General features: G+C 69.4%; 17 protein-coding genes. 9 read left to right on the top strand and 8 right to left on the bottom strand.

Translation table 11 applies throughout. From position 1 onward, the window contains the following. Positions 1-214 precede the first annotated feature (214 nt). Positions 215-2974, top strand: coding sequence for an MGH1-like glycoside hydrolase domain-containing protein (locus QTI17_RS03095; protein WP_286530931.1), 2760 nt, complete (start codon positions 215-217; stop codon positions 2972-2974). Positions 2975-2977: 3 nt separating this feature from the next. On the opposite strand, the gene ydiK is transcribed toward QTI17_RS03095, so the two are convergent. Both ydiK and QTI17_RS03085 read right to left on the bottom strand, forming a co-directional pair. Continuing rightward, on the bottom strand, positions 2978-4063 hold the full coding sequence (gene ydiK / locus QTI17_RS03090) for an AI-2E family transporter YdiK (protein ID WP_286530930.1): 1086 nt from the start codon (positions 4061-4063) through the stop codon (positions 2978-2980). 61 nt (positions 4064-4124) lie between these two features. Continuing rightward, positions 4125-4352 (bottom strand): hypothetical protein, encoded by a 228-nt coding sequence (locus QTI17_RS03085; protein ID WP_286520507.1) that lies wholly within the window; start codon positions 4350-4352, stop codon positions 4125-4127. 171 nt (positions 4353-4523) lie between these two features. On the opposite strand from QTI17_RS03085, the gene QTI17_RS03080 reads away from it, so the two are divergent. Then, positions 4524-5822 (top strand): flavin-dependent oxidoreductase, encoded by a 1299-nt coding sequence (locus QTI17_RS03080; RefSeq protein WP_286530929.1) that lies wholly within the window; start codon positions 4524-4526, stop codon positions 5820-5822. Here the strand turns inward: QTI17_RS03080 and QTI17_RS03075 are convergent. After that, a complete protein-coding gene (locus tag QTI17_RS03075) occupies positions 5776-7029 on the bottom strand; it encodes an MFS transporter (protein WP_286530928.1) in 1254 nt (417 codons plus the stop codon). The genes QTI17_RS03080 and QTI17_RS03075 overlap by 47 nt on opposite strands. A 97-nt stretch (positions 7030-7126) precedes the next feature. Here QTI17_RS03075 and QTI17_RS03070 point away from each other — a divergent pair, with 97 nt between their 5' ends. From QTI17_RS03070 to QTI17_RS03060, 3 genes are read left to right on the top strand one after another with little or no spacing between them, the layout of a single operon-like run. Next, entirely contained in the window at positions 7127-8116 is a 990-nt protein-coding gene (locus QTI17_RS03070; RefSeq protein ID WP_286530926.1) for a LysR family transcriptional regulator, read from the top strand. After that, positions 8113-9882 carry a SulP family inorganic anion transporter gene (locus tag QTI17_RS03065; RefSeq protein ID WP_286530925.1) on the top strand — a complete coding sequence of 590 codons (1770 nt, stop codon included), beginning with the start codon at positions 8113-8115 and terminating at the stop codon, positions 9880-9882. The genes QTI17_RS03070 and QTI17_RS03065 overlap by 4 nt, the downstream gene beginning before the upstream one ends. Before the next feature lie 58 nt (positions 9883-9940). Beyond that, positions 9941-10546 carry a DUF4337 domain-containing protein gene (locus QTI17_RS03060; RefSeq protein ID WP_286530924.1) on the top strand — a complete coding sequence of 202 codons (606 nt, stop codon included), beginning with the start codon at positions 9941-9943 and terminating at the stop codon, positions 10544-10546. A 30-nt stretch (positions 10547-10576) separates the two neighbouring features. Here the strand turns inward: QTI17_RS03060 and QTI17_RS03055 are convergent, their stop codons facing one another. Further along, the gene (locus QTI17_RS03055; RefSeq protein WP_286530922.1) at positions 10577-11668 is read right to left on the bottom strand and encodes a lactonase family protein; all 1092 of its coding nucleotides are present in this window, start codon (positions 11666-11668) and stop codon (positions 10577-10579) included. Positions 11669-11907: 239 nt separating this feature from the next. Between QTI17_RS03055 and ocd the strand changes: the two genes are divergently transcribed. From ocd to QTI17_RS03040, 3 genes are read left to right on the top strand one after another with little or no spacing between them, the layout of a single operon-like run. Then, positions 11908-13086 carry an ornithine cyclodeaminase gene (gene ocd, locus QTI17_RS03050; RefSeq protein WP_286530921.1) on the top strand — a complete coding sequence of 393 codons (1179 nt, stop codon included), beginning with the start codon at positions 11908-11910 and terminating at the stop codon, positions 13084-13086. After that, positions 13083-13874, top strand: coding sequence for an SDR family NAD(P)-dependent oxidoreductase (locus tag QTI17_RS03045; RefSeq protein ID WP_286530920.1), 792 nt, complete (start codon positions 13083-13085; stop codon positions 13872-13874). The genes ocd and QTI17_RS03045 overlap by 4 nt, the downstream gene beginning before the upstream one ends. Before the next feature lie 12 nt (positions 13875-13886). Next, entirely contained in the window at positions 13887-14720 is an 834-nt protein-coding gene (locus QTI17_RS03040; protein WP_286530918.1) for an alpha/beta hydrolase, read from the top strand. On the opposite strand, the gene QTI17_RS03035 is transcribed toward QTI17_RS03040, so the two are convergent. From QTI17_RS03035 to QTI17_RS03020, 4 genes are all read right to left on the bottom strand, one after another. Further along, a complete protein-coding gene (locus QTI17_RS03035; RefSeq protein WP_286530916.1) occupies positions 14721-16019 on the bottom strand; it encodes a toll/interleukin-1 receptor domain-containing protein in 1299 nt (432 codons plus the stop codon). 114 nt (positions 16020-16133) lie between these two features. Continuing rightward, positions 16134-16766 carry a TetR/AcrR family transcriptional regulator gene (locus QTI17_RS03030; protein ID WP_286530913.1) on the bottom strand — a complete coding sequence of 211 codons (633 nt, stop codon included), beginning with the start codon at positions 16764-16766 and terminating at the stop codon, positions 16134-16136. Positions 16767-16798: 32 nt separating this feature from the next. Further along, positions 16799-17242: a phasin family protein gene (locus QTI17_RS03025; protein WP_286530912.1), complete on the bottom strand. Its 444-nt coding sequence runs from the start codon at positions 17240-17242 to the stop codon at positions 16799-16801. Positions 17243-17259: 17 nt separating this feature from the next. After that, positions 17260-17751, bottom strand: a complete 492-nt coding sequence (locus QTI17_RS03020; protein WP_286530910.1) for a hypothetical protein — start codon at positions 17749-17751, stop codon at positions 17260-17262. 226 nt (positions 17752-17977) lie between these two features. Between QTI17_RS03020 and QTI17_RS03015 the strand changes: the two genes are divergently transcribed. Further along, positions 17978-18589: a M15 family metallopeptidase gene (locus QTI17_RS03015; protein ID WP_286520543.1), complete on the top strand. Its 612-nt coding sequence runs from the start codon at positions 17978-17980 to the stop codon at positions 18587-18589. The last annotated feature ends 16 nt before the right edge of the window (positions 18590-18605 follow it).

Below are 18605 nucleotides of genomic sequence, written 5' to 3'. Positions count from 1 at the left end.
CTGCGGTCGTCGATGGTCCGTGAAGAACCGGATGTCGATTAGAGTGTTTACACCGATGTCGACATCATTTTCAAAGCCGTCGCGCCCGATCACCGGGTCCCGCATGCAAGATGGGTGCCATCCGGTCGACGGTCTGGCAGGGGCTGCATCGAGACCCTACACTCGGGATCGCGATCGGTGCCTCCCGATCCTGTCTTCTCAAGGAGAGCCTCCCATGAGCAGCGAAACAGCAGAACGGCGCCGGCTCGACGACACGCATGCGGGCCTCGCGGCCTGGAAGAAGTGGGGGCCGTATCTCAGCGAGCGGCAATGGGGGACGGTGCGCGAGGACTACAGCGACAACGGCGATGCCTGGAACTACTTCACCCACGACCAGGCCCGGTCGCGCGCCTACCGCTGGGGCGAAGACGGGCTGGCCGGCATCAGCGACGACCACCAGGTCCTGTGTTTCGCCCTGGCGCTCTGGAACGGCCGCGACCCGATCCTGAAGGAGCGCGCCTTCGGCCTGGCCAACAGCGAGGGCAATCACGGCGAGGACGTCAAGGAGTGCTACTTCTATCTCGATTCGACGCCGACCCACTCGTACATGAAGTACCTGTACAAGTACCCGCAGGCGGCCTACCCGTACAACGACCTCGTCGCCACCAACCGCGGCCGCGGCAGGGACCAGCCCGAATACGAACTGCTCGACACCGGCGTGTTCGACGACGACCGCTATTTCGACGTCTTCGTCGAATACGCCAAGGCGGCGCCCGACGACCTGCTCGTGCGGATCACCGCCTTCAATCGCGGCGCCGACGCGGCGCCCCTGCACCTGCTGCCGACGCTGTGGTTCCGCAACACCTGGTCGCAGCCGGGCGGCGGCTCCAAGCCGGTCATCGAGCGCCTGGCCACCACCGCGGGTGCGGCAGTGCGGGCACGCCATACCGATCCGCTGTTCCTCGAATCGCTGCAGGACTACCACCTCTTCTGCGATGCCGACGTACCGCTGCTCTTCACCGAGAACGAGACCAACAACGCGCGCCTGTTCGGCGGCACCAACGCCTCCCCGTTCGTGAAGGACGGCATCCACGCCTTCGTCGTGCAGGGCGATGCGGGCGCGGTCAATCCCGCGGGCCAGGGCACCAAGGTGGCGGCGCACCACAGGGTCGTCGTCGACCCGGGGCAGTCGCAGGTCGTGCGGCTGCGGCTGACCACCCGCGAGCCCGCTGCGTCGCCCGCGCCGTTCGACGACTTCGACGCCGTCTTCGCCAGCCGGCTCGAGGAGGCCGACGCGTTCTACGCCGCGGTGACGCCGCCCGCGGTGCGCGACGACCCGGACCGTGCGCGCGTCCTGCGCCAGGCGCTGGCCGGCATGCTGTGGACCAAGCAGTACTTCTACTACGACCTCGATCTCTGGCTCGACGAGCACGGCGCGGGCGGCCAGCTGCCGCCTTCGGAGCGGCGCAGGGTCCGCAACATCGAGTGGGGCCACATGTTCAACGACGACATCATCTCGATGCCCGACAAGTGGGAGTACCCGTGGTACGCGGCCTGGGACCTGGCGTTCCACATGATCCCGCTGGGCATGGTCGACCCGGATTTCGCCAAGCAGCAGCTCGACCTGATGCTGCGCAACGACTACCTGCATCCGAACGGCCAGCTGCCCGCCTACGAGTGGAACTTCGGCGACGTCAATCCCCCGGTGCACGCCTGGGCCACGATGCAGCTTTTCCTGATCGACAAGGAGCGCCGCGGCGACAACGGCGACATCGAGTTCCTCAAGTACGCGTTCTCCAAGCTGCTGATCAACTTCACCTGGTGGGTCAACCGGAAGGACCGCACCGGCGCCAACGTATTCGAGGGCGGCTTCCTCGGGCTCGACAACATCGGCGTGTTCGACCGTTCCGCGCCGCTGCCCACGGGCGGCTACCTGGACCAGGCCGACGGCACGGCATGGATGGTGTTCTTCAGCCAGCAGATGCTCCGGATCGCGGTCGAGCTGGCCGTGAATGAGCCGCTGTACGAGGAATTCGTCGAGAAGTTCTTCAACCACACGATGTTCATCGCCGGCGCGATGGACCGGGTCGGCGAGCGCCAGGACGAGATGTGGGACGAGGAGGACGGCTTCTTCTACGACGTGCTCCGCCTGCCGGACGGCAGCGCCACGCGCCTGAAGGTCCGCTCGATCGTCGGGTTGCTGCCGCTGGCCGCGGCGGCCGTGTTCGAGCAGGACACCATCGACAGGCTGCCGCGGTTTCGCGATCGTGCGCGACAGTTCATGGCGCGGCACCCGGAACTCGTGGCGCACGCGCATCTGCCGAACGAGCCCGGCGTCGCCGAGCGACGCATGCTGGCGATCGTCGGCAAGGACAAGCTGCGCCGCATCCTCGCGCGCATGCTGGACGAGAACGAGTTCTTCGGGCCGCACGGCATTCGCGCGCTGTCGCGGGTCCACCTCGAACACCCCTACGTCTTCGAGCACGCCGGGCAGTCGTATCGGGTGGCCTATGTGCCGGGCGATTCCGATTCCGGCATGTTCGGCGGCAACTCCAACTGGCGCGGGCCGGTCTGGATGCCGATCAACTTCCTGCTCTACACCTCGCTGCTGCGCCTGTACGCCTACTTCGGCGACGACTTCAAGGTCGAATGCCCGACGGGATCGGGGCAGATGATGACCCTGCTTGAAGTGGCGAAGGAACTGGGCGAGCGCCTGTGCCGCCTCTTCCTGCGCGGCCAGGACGGCCAGCGGCCGGCGCACGGCCCGGCGCCGAAGTTCCGCGACGACCCCCACTGGCGCGACCTGGTGCTGTTCTACGAATACTTCCACGGCGATTCCGGCGCCGGCATCGGCGCCAGCCACCAGACTGGCTGGACCGGCTGCGTCGCGCGCATCATCCAGATCAACGCGCTGCTGACCCGGGACCTGCTGCTCATGCCGGACGCCGAGGCGCAGGCCGCGCGGGCACTGCACGGGGCGGCCGGCGCGCCCTGAGCGCTACGCGTGCGAATCCGGCCCGGCCTCGCCGGTCGAGGGGTCGGCGCTGTCGAGCCAGGCGTTGATCAGCGTGTAGGAAACCGCCAGCAGCACCGGACCGACGAAGATCCCGACCAGCCCGAAGCCGAGCAGGCCGCCGATCACGCCGGCGAAGATCAGCAGCAGCGGCAGGTCGGCGCCGCGCTTGATGAGCCACGGGCGCAGGAAGTTGTCCATGGTGCCGACGATCACGGTCCACACCAGCAGGAAGACGCCCCAACCGGTCGAGCCGTTCCAGAAGACCCAGATCGTCGCCGGCGCCAGCACCAGCGTCGGCCCGAGCTGCACGATGCACAGCATGAACATCACGGCAGTGAGCAGGGCCGCGAAGGGCACGCCGGCGATCGCCAGGCCGATGCCGCCCACCACGGCCTGGACGATCGCCGTCACGCCGACGCCGAGGGCCACGCCCCGGATCGCCTTGCCGGCCAGCACCACGGCATCCTCGCCGCGCGCGCCGCCGAGCCGGCGGCCGAAGCGCCGGACCTCGTTGGCCGCCGATTCGCCCTGGGCATACATCAGGCCCGCGATCACCACGGTCAGCAGGAACTGCAAGCTGAGCGCCCCCACCACCCCGGCCTGCGAGAACAGCCAGCCGGTGACGCGCGAGGCATAGGGCGTGACCTTGGCCTCGATGCCCGCCACGCCCGAAGCCACCAGCTCGTCCCAGGCCAGCACCACCCTGGGCCCGACGAAAGGCACGCCGCCGACCCAGTCGGGCAGCTGCGGCGGGCCCTTGCTGATCTGGAGCTTGAACCAGGCGAGGACTTCGTCGGCGTTGGCCGCGATGGTGGAGATCGCCATCGTCAGCGGCAGCACGAACAGCAGCAGCAGGATCAGCACCATCACCAGCACCGCCAGGCTGCGGCGTCCCCACAGCCGGGCCTCGAACCACAGCAGCGCGGGCCAGCTCGCCACCACCACCATCACGGCCCAGATGGTGGCACCGAGGAAGGGCCGCAAGATCCAGAGGGAAGAGGCGATCAGCAGGACGATGGTCAACACGCTGAACGTGATCTTGGCAAGGTCCGGGCGCGTGTCTGTCATGGGGCGTCACCTCTGTACGGAAGGCGCCATCGTAGCCGAGCCCCGGCTCGGCACGCGATGCTCAGGGCGAGCGGTGCAGGCGCGGCGCCGACAAGGCGTCGACGCTCTGGCGGATGGTCTCGTCGACGTCGCGCCAGCGCCCGGTCAGCCGGGCCAGGACCAGCGCCGCCTGGAGCGCCTGGATGTCCTTGACGCTCGGCGCGACCCTGATCTGCGCGATCGCAGCGTCGGTGTTGCCGCCCTTGAGGAGCGTCAGCACCTTGGCCGCCCAGTCGCTTGTTCTTGCCATGAGTTCCCCTGTGTCGGATCGGAGGGCGACTCTACACCGGCTTCGGCGCCGGCACGCGCGGCGCCGGTCAGTCGACGGCCAACAACCGCGCGAGGGAATTCGCCCACGACATCGTCAACCGACCCGAGCGCGGACAAGGCAATGCACCCGGCCTCCCTGACAATCCGCGCCATGACTGATTCACCGGACATGGACACCCGCCCCGTGCTGATCGCCGGCGGCGGCATCGGCGGCATCGCGCTCGCCCTCACGCTGCACCAGATCGGCGTGCCTTGCATCGTCTTCGAGGCCGTGCCCGAGCTGCAGCCGCTGGGCGTCGGCATCAACCTGCAGCCCAATGCCGTGCGCGAGCTGTACGACCTCGGCTTCGACGACAAGCTGCTCGACACCATCGGCATCCAGGCCCGCGAGTGGGCCCTGGTCGGCCGCAACGGCAATGACATCTATGCCGAGCCGCGCGGCCTGCTGGCGGGCTATCGCTGGCCGCAGTACTCGGTGCACCGCGGCCAGCTGCAGATGCTGCTGTACCGGGCGGCGCTCGAACGGCTCGGCGGCGATGCGATCCGCCTGGGCCACAAGGTCAGCGGATACCGCAACGACGCCGCCGGCGTCACCGCCTTCGTCGACACCCGCGATGGCCGCCGGCTCGAAGTCGAAGGCCGCCTGCTGGTGGCCGCCGACGGCCTGCACTCGGCGGTGCGGGCGCAGATGCACCCCGCGCAGCCGCCCATCCAGTGGGGCGGCGCGATCCTCTGGCGCGGCACCGCGCAAGGCGCGCCGATCCGCAGCGGTGCGTCCTTCGTCGGCGTCGGCTCGCTGCGGCACCGGGTCGTGCTCTACCCGATCTCTCCGCCCGACCCGGCCACCGGCCTGGCCACCATCAACTGGATCGCCGAGATCACGGTCGACAACGCCAAGGGCTGGACCCAGGGCGACTGGAACCGACGCGTTGCGGTCGATGATTTCATCCATCACTTCGAGGGCTGGAACTACGACTGGCTCGACGTGCCCGCCATGCTGCGCGGCGCCTCGGAGGTCTTCGAGTACCCGATGATCGACCGCGACCCGGTGTCCAGCTGGGTCGACGGCAGCGTGGCGCTGCTCGGCGATGCCGCCCACGTGATGTACCCGGTGGGCTCCAACGGCGCCAGCCAGGCGATCGTCGATGCGCGGGTGCTCGGTGCGGCGATGCTGGCCCATGGCGTGACCCCCGCCGCGCTGCAGGCCTACGACGACAAGCTCTGCGCCGACATCTCGGCCCTGGTGCTGCGCAACCGCGGCGCCGGTCCCTTCGGCATCCTGGGCCTGGTCGACGAGCGCTGCGGCGGGGTCTTCGACGACATCGACCAAGTCATTCCGGCGGCCGAGCGGGAGGCCTTCATGGCCCGCTACAAGGCGGCCGCCGGCTTTGCGATCGAGACCCTCAACGCGGCGCCGCCGACGATCGCGCCGGGCGCCCGGGTCCGCTGAGCCGGACGCCGAGCGCCGCCAGGGCGGAGACGGTCGCCAGCACGGTCACGCCCAGCCAGCCCCAGGTCGGCAGCACCAGCGCCGCCAGCGCCGAGCCGATCGCCATGCCGATGAACATGCCGGTGAACAGCACCGCGTTGAGCCGGCTGCGCGCCGCCGGGTCGATGCCGTAGACGATGGTCTGGTGCGCGATCAGCGCGGCCTGCACGCCCAGGTCGAAGCCGACCGCGCTGGCCGCCAGCAGCCAGAGCCGCGCCGGTGTCGACAGCAGCGGCATCAGCGCCATGGCCGCGAACGACAGCACCACCAGGCCGGCGCCGAGGCGCGTCACCAGTTCGGGCCCGCGGCGGTCGGCCAGCCGGCCGGCGAGCGGTGCCGCCAGCGCGCCGGCGGCACCGGCCAGGCCGAAGGCGCCGGCGGCGGCGCTGCCGAGGTGGAAGGGCGCGCCATGCAGCATCACGGCCAGGGTCGACCAGAAGGCACTGAAGCCGATCGCCAGCAGGCCCTGTGCCAGGGTCGCGCGGCGCAGGGCGCCGTGGCGCCGCCACAGCGCGGCCAGCGAACCCAGCAGCGCGCCATAGGCCAGCTGGGTGGTGGGCCGGAAGCGCGGCAGCCCGCGCCAGGCGGCGACGCCGACCAGGGCGATGCTGGCGGCGGCCAACACGAACATCGAGCGCCAGCCGAAATGCTCGGCCACGAAGCCGCTCACCACCCGCGACAGGAGGATGCCCAGCAGCAGCCCGGTCATCACCATGCCGACCACCTTGCCGCGGTGCGATTCGGGGGCCAGCGTGGCCGCGGCCGGGACGATGTCCTGCGCCATCGAGGCCGACAGGCCGATCGCGAGGCTGGCGACCAGCAGCCAGCCGATGCCGGGCGCGGCGCCGGCCAGCAGCAGGGCCGCGCACAGCACGGCCGCCTTGGCGAGGATGATGCGGCGGCGATCGAAGCGGTCGCCGAGCGGCGCCAGCAGCAGGATGCCCAGCGCATAGCCCAGCTGCGTCAAGGTCGGCATGAAGCCGACGGCGCGGGTCGAGGCGCCGATGTCGGCACCCAGCACGCCGAGCATCGGCTGGCTGTAGTAGATCGACGCCACCGCCAGCCCGGCGCCGGTGGCCAGCAGCAGCACCAGCGACGCGGGCAGCCGTTCGGCCGGGGCCACCGGGCGGGGCGCCGCGGTGGCATGCGCTGTTTGAATGGAAGACATGGTGAAAACCCTTGATTTATTGAATGCATCGAAGTTTGAAGGCATCAGGCTCGCTTTGGTAGCCGGGGCGGACGCACAATAGTTATACGATCCGCGTATGCAAGCCTTCGCCGTGCCGCCCTCCCCGCTGCCAGCGCCCGCGGCCGCCCCGTCCGACCGCATCGAGCTGATGAAGACCTTCGTGCAGATCGTCGAGGCGGGCAGCCTGTCGGCCGCCGCGGCCCAGATGCGGACCACGCAGCCGACGGTCAGCCGCCGGCTGCAGGCGCTGGAGCGCCTGCTGGGCGTGCGCCTGCTGCGCCGCTCGACCCATGCCATGAAGCTGACCGAAGATGGCGAGCGCTGCGTCGAGCGCGCCCGGGAGCTGATCGACAGCTGGCAGGCCTTCGAGTCGGACCTGCGCGGCGACGACGACGAGCCCGAGGGCATGCTGCGCGTGGTGGCACCGCACGCCTTCGGCCAGCAGCTGCTGGTCGGGCCCCTGGCCGACTACCTGCGCAAGCATCCCCGCGTCAGCGTCGAATGGCTGCTGCACGACCGGCGGCCGGACTTCATCGCCGAGGGCGTCGACTGCGCGATCCAGGTCGGCGAAGTGAGTGACCTGGGCGTCGTCGCCATTAAGCTCACCGAGGTGCCACGCATCGTCGTGGCCGCCCCCTCGGTGCTCCAAGGCGCGCCCGCACCCATCCACGCGCGTGAACTCGCGGCGCTGCCATGGCTCGCGCTGCGCACCTTCTACCGCACCGAGATCCAGCTGTCGCACGTCGGAACCGGCGAGGCCTGCCGGGTCGCCATGCGTCCGCGCCTGAGCACCGACAGCCTCTACGCCTTGCGCAGCGCCGCCGTGATGGGCCTGGGCGTGTGCGTGGGGTCGACCTGGCTGCTGGCCGAGGACCTGGCCGAGGGCCGGCTGGTCCAGCTGGTGCCGCAATGGCAGGCTGCCACGCTGCCGGTGCACCTGGTGTATCCGCAGTCGCGGCTGCAGCCGCCGAAGCTCAAGCGCTTCATCGAGGCGATGCGTTTCCAGTGGAACCATGGCGCCGTGCCCGACAATCGGACCGCCGCCCGACCGGGAGAACCGTCGTGACGCCCGTTCCCAAGCCCACCGACGCCGCAGCGCCGCTGCGCTGGCTTCCAGGCTGGCGCACGTTGCGCGCCTACGAGTTCGCCTGGCTGCGCCACGACCTCACGGCCGGCCTGGTACTCACGACCATGCTGGTGCCGGTCGGCATCGCCTATGCCGAGGCCTCGGGCATCGGCGGCATCTACGGGCTCTACGCGACCATCGTCCCGCTGCTCGCCTACGCCCTGTTCGGACCCAGCCGGATCCTCGTGCTGGGCCCGGACTCGGCCCTCGCGGCCCTGATCCTCGCGGTCGTGGCGCCGCTTGCCGCAGGCGACCCGATGCGCGCGGTCGCGCTGGCCAGCGCGATGGCGGTCGTCTCCGGCCTGGTCTGCATCGGTGCCGGCATCGCCAGACTCGGCTTCGTCACCGAGCTGCTCTCGAAGCCGATCCGCTACGGCTACATGAACGGGATCGCGCTCACGGTGATCGTGAGCCAGCTGCCGAAGCTGTTCGGCTTCTCGGTCGAGGCCGAAGGACCGCATCGCCAGCTGTGGGCCTTTGCGCAGGGCCTGCTGTCCGGGCAGTGGAACGGCACCGCCCTGGCCATCGGAGCGGGCACGCTGGGGGGAATCCTGCTGCTGCAGCGCCTGCCCCGCTTTCCCTCCGTGCTGCTGGCTGTGGTGGCCGCCACGGTGGCGGCGGCGGTGTTCGACCTGGCGGCACGGGCCGGCATCTCGGTGCTCGGCGACCTGCCGCAGGGCCTGCCCCGGCCGGCGCTGCCGCTCATCGGCATGGCCGACGTCGGCCCGGTGCTGCTCGGCGGCCTGGCCGTGGCGCTGGTGTCCTTCGCCGACACCAGCGTGCTCTCGCGCGTGTATGCGGCCCGGATCCACATGCCGCCGGCCCCGAACCAGGAAATGATCGGCCTCGGCATCGCCAACCTCGCGACCGGCTTCTTCCAGGGCATGCCGATCAGCAGCAGTGCCTCGCGCACGCCGGTGGCCGAGGCCGCCGGGGCGCGCACGCAGCTCACCGGCGTGGTCGGCGCCCTCGCCATCGCGGCGCTGCTGATGTGGGCGCCCAACCTGCTGCACCACCTGCCGAGCGCGGCGCTCGCCGCCGTGGTCATCGCGGCGGCCATCGGCCTCTTCGAGGTCACCGACCTGCGGCGCATCTACCGGATCCAGCAGTGGGAGTTCTGGCTGTCTATGGTCTGCTTCGCCGGTGTCGCGCTGTTCGGCGCGATTCCCGGCATCGGCATCGCGGTGGCCATCGCGGTGATCGAATTCCTCTGGGATGGCTGGCGGCCTCATTCGGCGGTGCTCGGGCGGGTCGACCGCATCAAGGGCTACCACGACATCACTCGCTATCCGCAGGCGGCCCGCATCCCGGGCCTGGTGCTGTTCCGCTGGGACGCACCGCTGTTCTTCGCCAACGCCGAGCTGTTTCGCGACCGGGTCCTCGACGCGGTGGCGAGCTCGCCGACACCGGTGCGCTGGGTCGTGGTCGCGGCCGAGCCGGTCACGAGCGTCGACGTCACGGCCGCCGACATCGTGGCGGAACTCGACGACAGCCTGCTGGCCGAGAACATCGAGCTCTGCTTTGCGGAAATGAAGGACCCGGTCAAGGACAAGCTCAAGCGCTTCGGCCTCTTCGCGCGACTGGGCGCCGAGACTTTCTACCCGACGCTCGGCGAGGCGGTGCGGACCTACCTGCGCAGCCATCCGGTGGCGTGGGAAGACTGGGAGGACGATGCGAAGGCGCCGGAGCGGCCCGGCCCCAAGTGAGCCCGCCACTTCGGCATACTCGCGGCGCGCCAATTTCCTTTTCCCATCTGGAGACCTTATGTCAGGCAACGGCTTTCACGTGCACGGCCCGCACGACCACGAGTTGGAACACGCGAGCTCGCAAGGCGCGCATGCCCCGGACCCGGCGCACGGCGGCGGCAAGAGCATGACCAGCCAGATCGCGGTGTGCACCGCGGTCATCGCCACGGTGGGCGCGATCTTCGCCTACATGGGCGGCCACACCCAGGCCAACGCGGGGCTCTACAAGAACAACGCCGGCATCAAGAAGACCGAGGCGTCGAACCAGTGGAATTTCTACCAGGCCAAGAGCACCAAGCAGGCGCTGGCCGAGTTCGCGCGCGACCTGGCGCCGGACGAGCGCAAGCCGGCGCTGCAGACCAAGGTCGGCCGCTACGAGCAGGAGAAGGCGGAAATCCTGCTGGTCGCCCAGCAGCTCGAGAAAGACGCCCTCGACTGGGACCGGCAGTCCGAGCAGCAGATGCACCAGCACCACCGCTGGGCCCAGGCCACCACTGCGCTCCAGGTGTCGATCGCGCTCGCTGCGATGGCACTGCTGACGCGCAAGAAGTGGCTGGAGTGGGGCATGCTGGCGGTCGCCGGCGTCGGTGTGGTCGTCGGGGCCCTGGCTGCGCTTCACATCTGAGGGCGGGCGCAGCGGGCCCGCCGCTGCGATTCAGGGCAGGTCGACGATCTGGATCCAGTTCGGGTTCTTGCCGACGGCAAGGCGCTTCGGGGCGGCCAGCGCACCGGTCGCCGCATCGATCGCGTGCACCGACACGCTATGGGAGTCCTGCCCGGCGACCACCAGCCAGCGGCCGGTCGAATCGATGGCGAACCCGCGCGGCGTCTTTTCGGTCGGCGTCTGGCCGAGCGGCTGCAGCAGGCCGCTGGCGGGGTCGACCCGGAACGCCGACAGCGTGCTGCTGGTGCGCTCGGACGCATAGAGGAGCTTGCCGTCGGGCGTCAGGTGCAGGTCCGCCGCCCAGGGCTTGCCGGTGAAGCCGGCCGGCAGGGTCGTGGTCCGCTGCAGCTCGCGCAGCGTCCCGCGCGCGCCGTCCCAGGCATAGACGTACAACGAGGCGTCGACTTCGTTCACCAGGTAGAGGAAGCGCTGTCCCTGGTCCCAGACAAAATGCCGCGGCCCCGACTTCGGCCCCGCCGCGACCAGCGCCGGATCGCTTGATGTAAGCACCCCCTTCTCGGCATCGAGGCGCCAGACCGAGAGGTTGTCGCCACCCAGGCTGGTCGCCAGCACAAAGCGGTTGGTGGCGTCGGCATGGATCGCATGGGCATTGGGCGCCGTCGGGATCAGCTGCTGCACGGCGCCGACCGCGCCGTCCTGGCCGATCGAATTGACCGTGATCTTGTGCCCCGGGTAGGACGCGGCGAACAGCCAGCGGCCGCTGGCGTCGACGTCGATGTTGGCCATGCTGTCGGCCAGGGGCGCCTCGCCCAGCTTGCGCAGCCGGCCACTGGCACCGTCGATGGCAAAGCTCGCGACCCTGAACGGTTGAGAACGCAGGGCCGCATACAGGAAGCGCTTGTCCGGGCTGACCGCCATCGGCATCACGGTCCCGGCCACCGCGACGGTGTCCACCGGCTTGAGCAGCCCCTGGGCCCGATCGAGTTCGAGCACCGAGATGTCCTGGCTGTCGGCGTTCGCCACATAGACGAAGGTGGCGGCCTGGGCAGCGGCCGCCAGCCACAGAAGGGCGGCGCCCGCCAGCAGGGTGATGGCGCCGGGCCGCGTGGTGCGCGATGGCATGGAAGGTCTCCTTGGATTGCTTGTTTGCAGAGGTTATCTGTTGTCGTACAACTTATCAAGATTTCGCCAAGTCATCAGATGACATGCGCGCCTTGCAGCCGCGAGAGGCGCCGGCACCCGGCAGAACGTCAATCCACAGTGACACTTCGGCAACCAGCGAGCGCGAATGCGGCATCCTCGAGGCTATCGGTTGGCATCCGGGCCGGGGACACTGATGCTCATTCACAGGGACTCTCGCCATGACCCGCCCATCCCATCCCGCCACCCTCTACCTAAGCGCCCCGGAGATGATCCGGCTGGTCCGGCGCCTGGGCCTGCCGGCGTGCATCGCCGGCGTGGCCGAGCGCATCCGCCGCGAGTTCCTGCGCTGGAACGAATTTGACAAGAGCGCGCGGCTCGCCTGCCATTCCGAACTCGGCGTCATCGAGTTGATGCCGATCGCCGACGCGTCGCAGTTCGCCTTCAAGTACGTGAACGGGCATCCGGGCAACCACCGCCACGGGCTGCCCACGGTGATGGCCTTCGGCGTGCTCGCCGACGTCCGCACCGGCATGCCCCGGCTGCTGTCCGAGCTGACGCTGAGCACGGCGATCCGGACCGCGGCGATGTCCGCGCTCGCCGCGCGCAGCCTGGCGCGGCCCGGCAGCCGCAGGATGGCCTTGATCGGCAACGGCGCGCAAGCCGAATTCCAGGCGCTGGCGTTCCGCGACCTGGTCGGGATCGAGGTGCTGAGCCTCTACGACACCGACCCCGCCGCCACCGCCAAGCTGGTGGCCAACCTGGCCGGCCAGGGCCTTCGGCTCGAGGTCTGCGCCAGCACCGCCGAAGCGGTGCGCGGTGCCGACATCGTGACCACGGCGACCGCCGACAAGACCCGCGCGGCCATCCTCAGGCCCGCCATGATCGAGCCCGGCATGCACATCAACGCCGTCGGCGGCGACTGCCCCGGCAAGACCGAACTGCACCGCGGCGTGCTCGAGATGGGCTCGGTGTTCGTGGAGTTCGAGCCGCAGTCGCGGATCGAAGGCGAGATCCAGCAGCTGCCGGCCGACTTCGCCGTGACCGAGTTCTGGCAGGTGCTGGCCGGGCACCGGCCCGGCCGGCGCGGCCCCTCGGAGGTCACGGTGTTCGACTCGGTCGGCTTCGCGCTCGAGGATTTCGCCGCCCTGGCGTTCATGGGCGAGCGGGCCGCGGAACTCGGCTTCGGCGAGGCGATCGAGCTGGTGGCGAATGCCGCCGACCCCAAGGATCTGTTCGGCCTGCTGACATCGAAGCCGCTCGCTGCCGGCGCCGATGCGGTGGCGGGCCTGCAGGCCGCTCGACGCCGGCCTCCGATTCGCCTACGCTCTGCGCCCAGGGCCGGCGCCGCCGCACCCGCCGGCGGGGCTCGTCGAATTCCTGAAAGGCACAAGGCATGAATCTCCAACTCAGGGGCCGGCTGGCCCTGGTCTCCGGCAGCACGGCCGGCATCGGACACGCCATCGCGCAGGCACTGGCGGCCGAGGGCGCCCGGGTGATCGTCAACGGGCGTTCGCAGGCCTCGGTGGATGCGGCGGTCGCCCAGATCGAGGCGGCGGACGGCGGCGAGGCCATCGGCTTCGCCGGCGACCTGAGCACGGCCGCGGTCGCGGAGGCCCTGGTGGCTCGGCACCCGGGCATCGAGATCCTGGTCAACAACCTCGGCATCTTCGAGCCCAAGCCCTTCGAGGAGATCCCGGACGAGGACTGGACGCGCTTCTTCGACGTCAACGTGCTGAGCGGCGTCCGCCTGGCGCGCCTGGTGCTGCCCGCGATGCGGCGCGCGGACTGGGGCCGCATCATCTTCATCTCCAGCGAGAGCGCGGTCCAGATTCCGGCCGAGATGATTCACTACGGCATGACGAAGACGGCGCAGTTGGCCGTCTCGCGCGGATTGGCCGAGGCGGTCGCGGGCACCGGCATCACCGTCAACAGCGTCCTGCCGGGGCCGACCCGGTCGCGCGGCGTGGGCGAGTTCGTCGAGGCGCTGGCCAAGGCCGACGGCAAGTCCTTCGAGGCCTACGAGCGGGAGTTCTTCGAGAAGGTGCGGCCCACCTCCCTCATCCGGCGCTTCGAAACGCCGCAGGAGATCGCCTCGCTGGTGGCCTACATCGCCAGCCCGCTGTCTTCCGGGACCACGGGCGCGGCGCTGCGCGTCGACGGCGGCTGCACCAAGAGCGCCTTCTAGCCAGGTCGACACTTGTCATCCAGAGCCGCCCGCATCGCACTGTCGGTCTCGGCCGCCGCCCTGGGGAGCATCGCCGCCTACTGGGGCCTGCTGGCGACACGCCAGGGACACATCCTGTTTGACGCCCGCAAGCATCCGGTGGTCCACCTGTCCGACGATTTCTCCGCCTACTCCCACGCGGTGCCGGGCGGGATGGTTCGCGGCTATGTCTACCACCCCGAGGGCGAGCCTGCCATGCAGGACCTGTTCATCTATTTCGCCGGCCGCGGCGAAGACGTCCGCGCCACGGCGCAGGCGCTGCACTGGCTGCCGGCGGGCTTCGGGTTCGCGGCGCTCAACTACCGGGGCGTGGCGGATTCGCAGGGCGACCCCTCCGAGGTGGCGTCCGTTCAAGACGCGCGCCAGTTCGCCGATCACTTGCGCCAGGCCTTCCCGCAGACCCGCCTGCACGTGGTCGGGCGCAGCCTGGGGACGGGCGTGGCGATCCAGCTCGTGGCGCGGCAGGATTTTTCGAGCCTGCAGCTGGTCACGCCCTACGACTCGATGCTGGAAGTGGCCAAGCGGCGCTATCCACTGGTGCCGCTGTCCCTGCTGCTGCGCCACCAGTTCAACTCCCTGGCGCACTCCAGGGAGGTCGCTGCGAAGACCCAGGTCCTGCTGGCCGAAGGCGACGAGGTCGTGCTGCATGAGCGCTCGCAGAAGCTGATCGCGGCCTGGCCGACGCCCGTCAGCGTGCAGACCATCGCCGGCTCCAACCACCACGACATCATGAGCTTCGAGACGACCTGGCTCCATCTGGTCGATTTCGCGTTGACCGCCGTGCTGCCTGCGCCGGAAGCAGCCTAGTTAGGCAGCGAGCCGGACCGGCCGGGCCGGCCGCGCCCACAGCACGTTCACCATTTCATGGAAGCGCTTCGTGCCGAGATGCATGAAGCGCAGGTTCATCGTCGCCAGCGCCTCGATCGCATCGTCCATGTCGGCTGCGGTCGGAGGCGGCTCCTGGAACAGCGTGGCCCGGACGGTTTCCCAGGTCGCCTGGATCGCCCTCATCTCGTCCTGGTCGGCGCCGGGTTCGAACAGCGCGACGACCTCCCCCGGCTCGAAGTTCTGGGCGCCGCGCGACCGGGCGTCGGTCTCGATGACCTCGATGGCGCAGCCCAGCGCGTCGAGCCTTCCCTTGTCCGGCTTGAACCCCCTCGACATCTTCCAGTAGTTTTCGATCGCTTCGTAGCGGAAGCGAAGACCGAGGCGCAGCAAGGTCACGAGCAGGCCGAGGTCGCCCGGCACGTCGAACAGGGGCGCCACGACGGTGGGCACGAGATGGACGTGAAAGCGACGCGCGCCCCGCCTGAACACTTCGAGCTTGGCCAGCTGCGGCTGGAACGACCCCTTGGTGCCGCCCGCGTGGAAGACAGCCTGGATCGGCACGAACTCGCGGTCGTTGCTCGCCAGATGGATGCTCTTCTGCAGCTCGGTCAGCCATCGCTTGTCGAGCGAGGGCGCCACGGCCTCCACGACGCTCTTCCAGGTCAGGCTGCCCCGGGAAATGAGGCCGAAGAGCCGCTTGGTGTCGGCGCCCATCTCGACCACGGCGTTGTCCGGAAGGGAAGGCCCGCCAAGGCGCCCGGGGGCCGGCAGGACGATGTCCATGTAGTACTCGAACTGGACGCAGTCGTCCTGCGGCAGGCTCAGGAGTTCGGCCAGCCGGGCCAGCCAGGCAGCCCCCGGGACCGGCGTCCGCTGCAGCTTCAAGCGGCGGCCGATCATCTGGTAGAGCGCCAGCAGCCCATCGCCGGAGCCGAGGTCCGCGCCCTCGTAGTCCTTCAATGGCGTCGCGAGGTCGGTGGGATTCATGCCCGAATGGCAGACCGGGATGATCGGCAGGCCTTTGATCCATGCCGCACCGATCTCGAACTGGACCCAGGGCCGCTGGACCGATGCCTTGCTGCACAGCACGATCACGGCGTCCGCCTTCGCGATCGCGCGCTCGACGGCCTCGAGCCATTGCACGCCGAGTTCGATGGTGCCCACGTCCGAGGACGCGAAGAACTCGACCATGCCGAGGAAGTCTTCCTCCATCATGTCCTTCAGGAGGATCGCGACGTCTTTTTCTTCGGAGATGTGGCTGACGAACAGCTGGACCATGGACCACCTCGCACCATCACATGCCGATTGCACTGATGGCAGGTATAGCCTGTCTGGCGTTATTTATCGTCCCCCGTATGGCGTACGCCGGAAGAGCGGGTCCTCACATCGGCGCTAGCCCAGGTACTTGCCCCGCAGGTAGTCGAGGTAGGCCCGCGAGTCGCTGGAGACGTAGGGCGAGATCAGCGTGAGCGTGTAGAAGGCCGCCAATCCGGGGTCGGCCTGCGCCTCTGCCTCCCGCCCCGGCACTAGGCGCTCGAACGACAGCCAGCAGGTGGTGGTGAAGACGATCTGCAGGGCGAGGATGCGCGCCTGCTCGGCGCTGGTCTGGATCACTCCCGAGGCCACCAGCCCCTCGCACAGGGACTGCGCGGCAAGCAGGTTCTGCGCCGTGAGGTCCTGGGCCCGCTGTCCCAGGGCGGGGTATTCGGCGGCCAGGAAGGCCATGTCGCGGTAGACGAAACGGTATTCGTCGATGGCTTCGAAGCGCAGGTGCAGCGCCAGCCACAGGTCGTCGATCGCGGCGACGGCGGTGGTCGACCCGTTCAGCAGTCCGAGCCGCTGCTCGAAGCGCATGAACAGCCGTTCGACGATCAGCTGCTTGGCCTTGAAGTGGTAGTGCAGGTTGCCGGGGCTGATGCCCATCTCGGCCGCGATCTTGTGCGTCGACACGGCCGCCAGGCCTTCCGCATTGAACAGCGCGAGGCTGGTCAGCAAGATGCGGTCGCGGGTGTTGGGACTGGCCACGGGCGATGAAGGACGGCGCTCGGGATCGAGGGTCAGCGCTTGCGCCGGGCGGCCGGCCTGGCCGCATCGAGCTGCTCGCGCAGCTGCCTCACCTCGTCGCGCAAGGCCTGGAGTTCTTCGGCGCTCGGCAGGCCCAGGCGCTGCAGTGCGCTCGCCACGCGCTGGTCGAACACGTCCTCGAACTTGCGGATGCCGAAGCTGTCCAGGCCCGGGAACCCGGCCGCGGGCCGGGCGCCTCCGGCATCGGTCTTCTGGATGCCGAGCAGGCCCTCGATCACGTGGGTGTGGCGCTTGACGACGTCGGTGCCGACGTTGCCCAGCGCCTTCAGGCCCGCGCGCAGCAGGCCTTCGGCGCCGGCGGGCTTGCCGGCGGCTTCGTTGGGGGGCGTCGCCGCGCTCGCCTTCTTGCGAGGCGCGGCTGGCTTCCTGGCCGGCGCCGGCTTCTTCGGCAGCGCCGAGTCCTTGCGGGTCGCCATGCTTCGGTCCCCGGGGATCAGGCGGCCTTGCGGCTCGCGCGGCGGGCGGTCTTGGCGACGGCCACGGCCCCGCCCTTCGCTGCCGGGGCTTGCTCGGCCGCGGCTTCTTCGACGTCGGCCACGCGCGTCTCGAGCTTTTTGGCGCCCTCGGCGATCTTGTCGGCGATCTGCGCATGCACGTTGGCGATCGGCAGGTTGATGGCGCTGAAGGTGCTCAACAGGGAGGTCGCGATCGGCGACTCGATCCGGGCCGCGCGGTCGGCCACGGCCTCGATGCCCTTGGTGCCGGCTTCGGCCATGCGGTCGAGCACCTCCACCACGCGGCCGCTGTCGATGTCGAGGCGGTTGGAGAGGAACTCGGTGACCTTCTGCATCTGGCCATGGCGCGACGCGGCGCCGTCGAGCAGGCGGCGCGCGCCGCTGCGCCAGGCGCCGACCAAGGTCTTGCCGACTTCGTGGTATTGGCCAACGACGTGGACGGCGACGGAAGAGAGGTTTTGCGCGGACATGAGGTTTTCCTTGGTTGTGACTGACGATTCGCGGGATGCGACAGCCTGATGTTCTTCGCAAGGGCCTAGGCCAGGAAAACTAGATTCATCACAAAGTTAGTCCAATCGCCCCAATTTCCTGCATCCGCATTCTGCGACAGCCCGGGCCCGCCGCATCTGGCGAACGCGATATTGCGCATCCCGCCGCTCTGCCTAAGCTCGGCCGTCTCGCAACAGGAGGTCGTGCATGAACATCAACGCGGTGGTCCGAAGCGTCCAGGCGGCGCTGGGTGTCTCGGTCGATGGCAATCCGGGTCCCGAGACATGGCGAGCGATCCACGAGAAGATCGTCGGCAAGCCGGTCCCGAAATCGGCCGCCTTCGCAGGCAAGGCGGACGAGCGCAGCGAGAAGACCATCGCCACGCTGCACCCGCAGGTCGCGCCCTACGCGAGGATGCTGGTCGAGCGCGCGGCGGCCGCCAACATCGAGATCAAGATCTTGAGCGGCACGCGCACCTATGCCGAGCAGGACGCCCTGTTCGCGATCGGCCGCACCAAGGAAAAGAACAGGCGGCCAGTGACCAATGCGAAGGGCGGCGAGTCCAACCACAACTTCGGCATTGCCTTCGACGTCGGGGTGTTCCGCGGCAAGGACTACCTTGGCGACAGCCCGCTCTACGCCACGGTGGGTGCGATCGGCATGGACATCGGCCTCGAATGGGGCGGCCAGTGGGAAAGCTTCGTCGACATGCCGCACTACCAGCTGCGCCCCGATTGGTCGCAAGGCATGTCGGAGCGCGAGATGCTGCGCGAGTTGCGGGCCAGGAAGGCGTCGGGCAAGGATGCCTACGCCACTTGAGCCAGCGGCCGGCCGG

The sequence above is a fragment of the Variovorax sp. J31P179 genome (genome assembly GCF_030316985.1).
Taxonomy (GTDB): domain Bacteria; phylum Pseudomonadota; class Gammaproteobacteria; order Burkholderiales; family Burkholderiaceae_C; genus Variovorax; species Variovorax ginsengisoli_B.
Note: the sequence above shows the minus strand (reverse complement) of the source record. Positions and strands in the feature narration are given on the sequence as shown.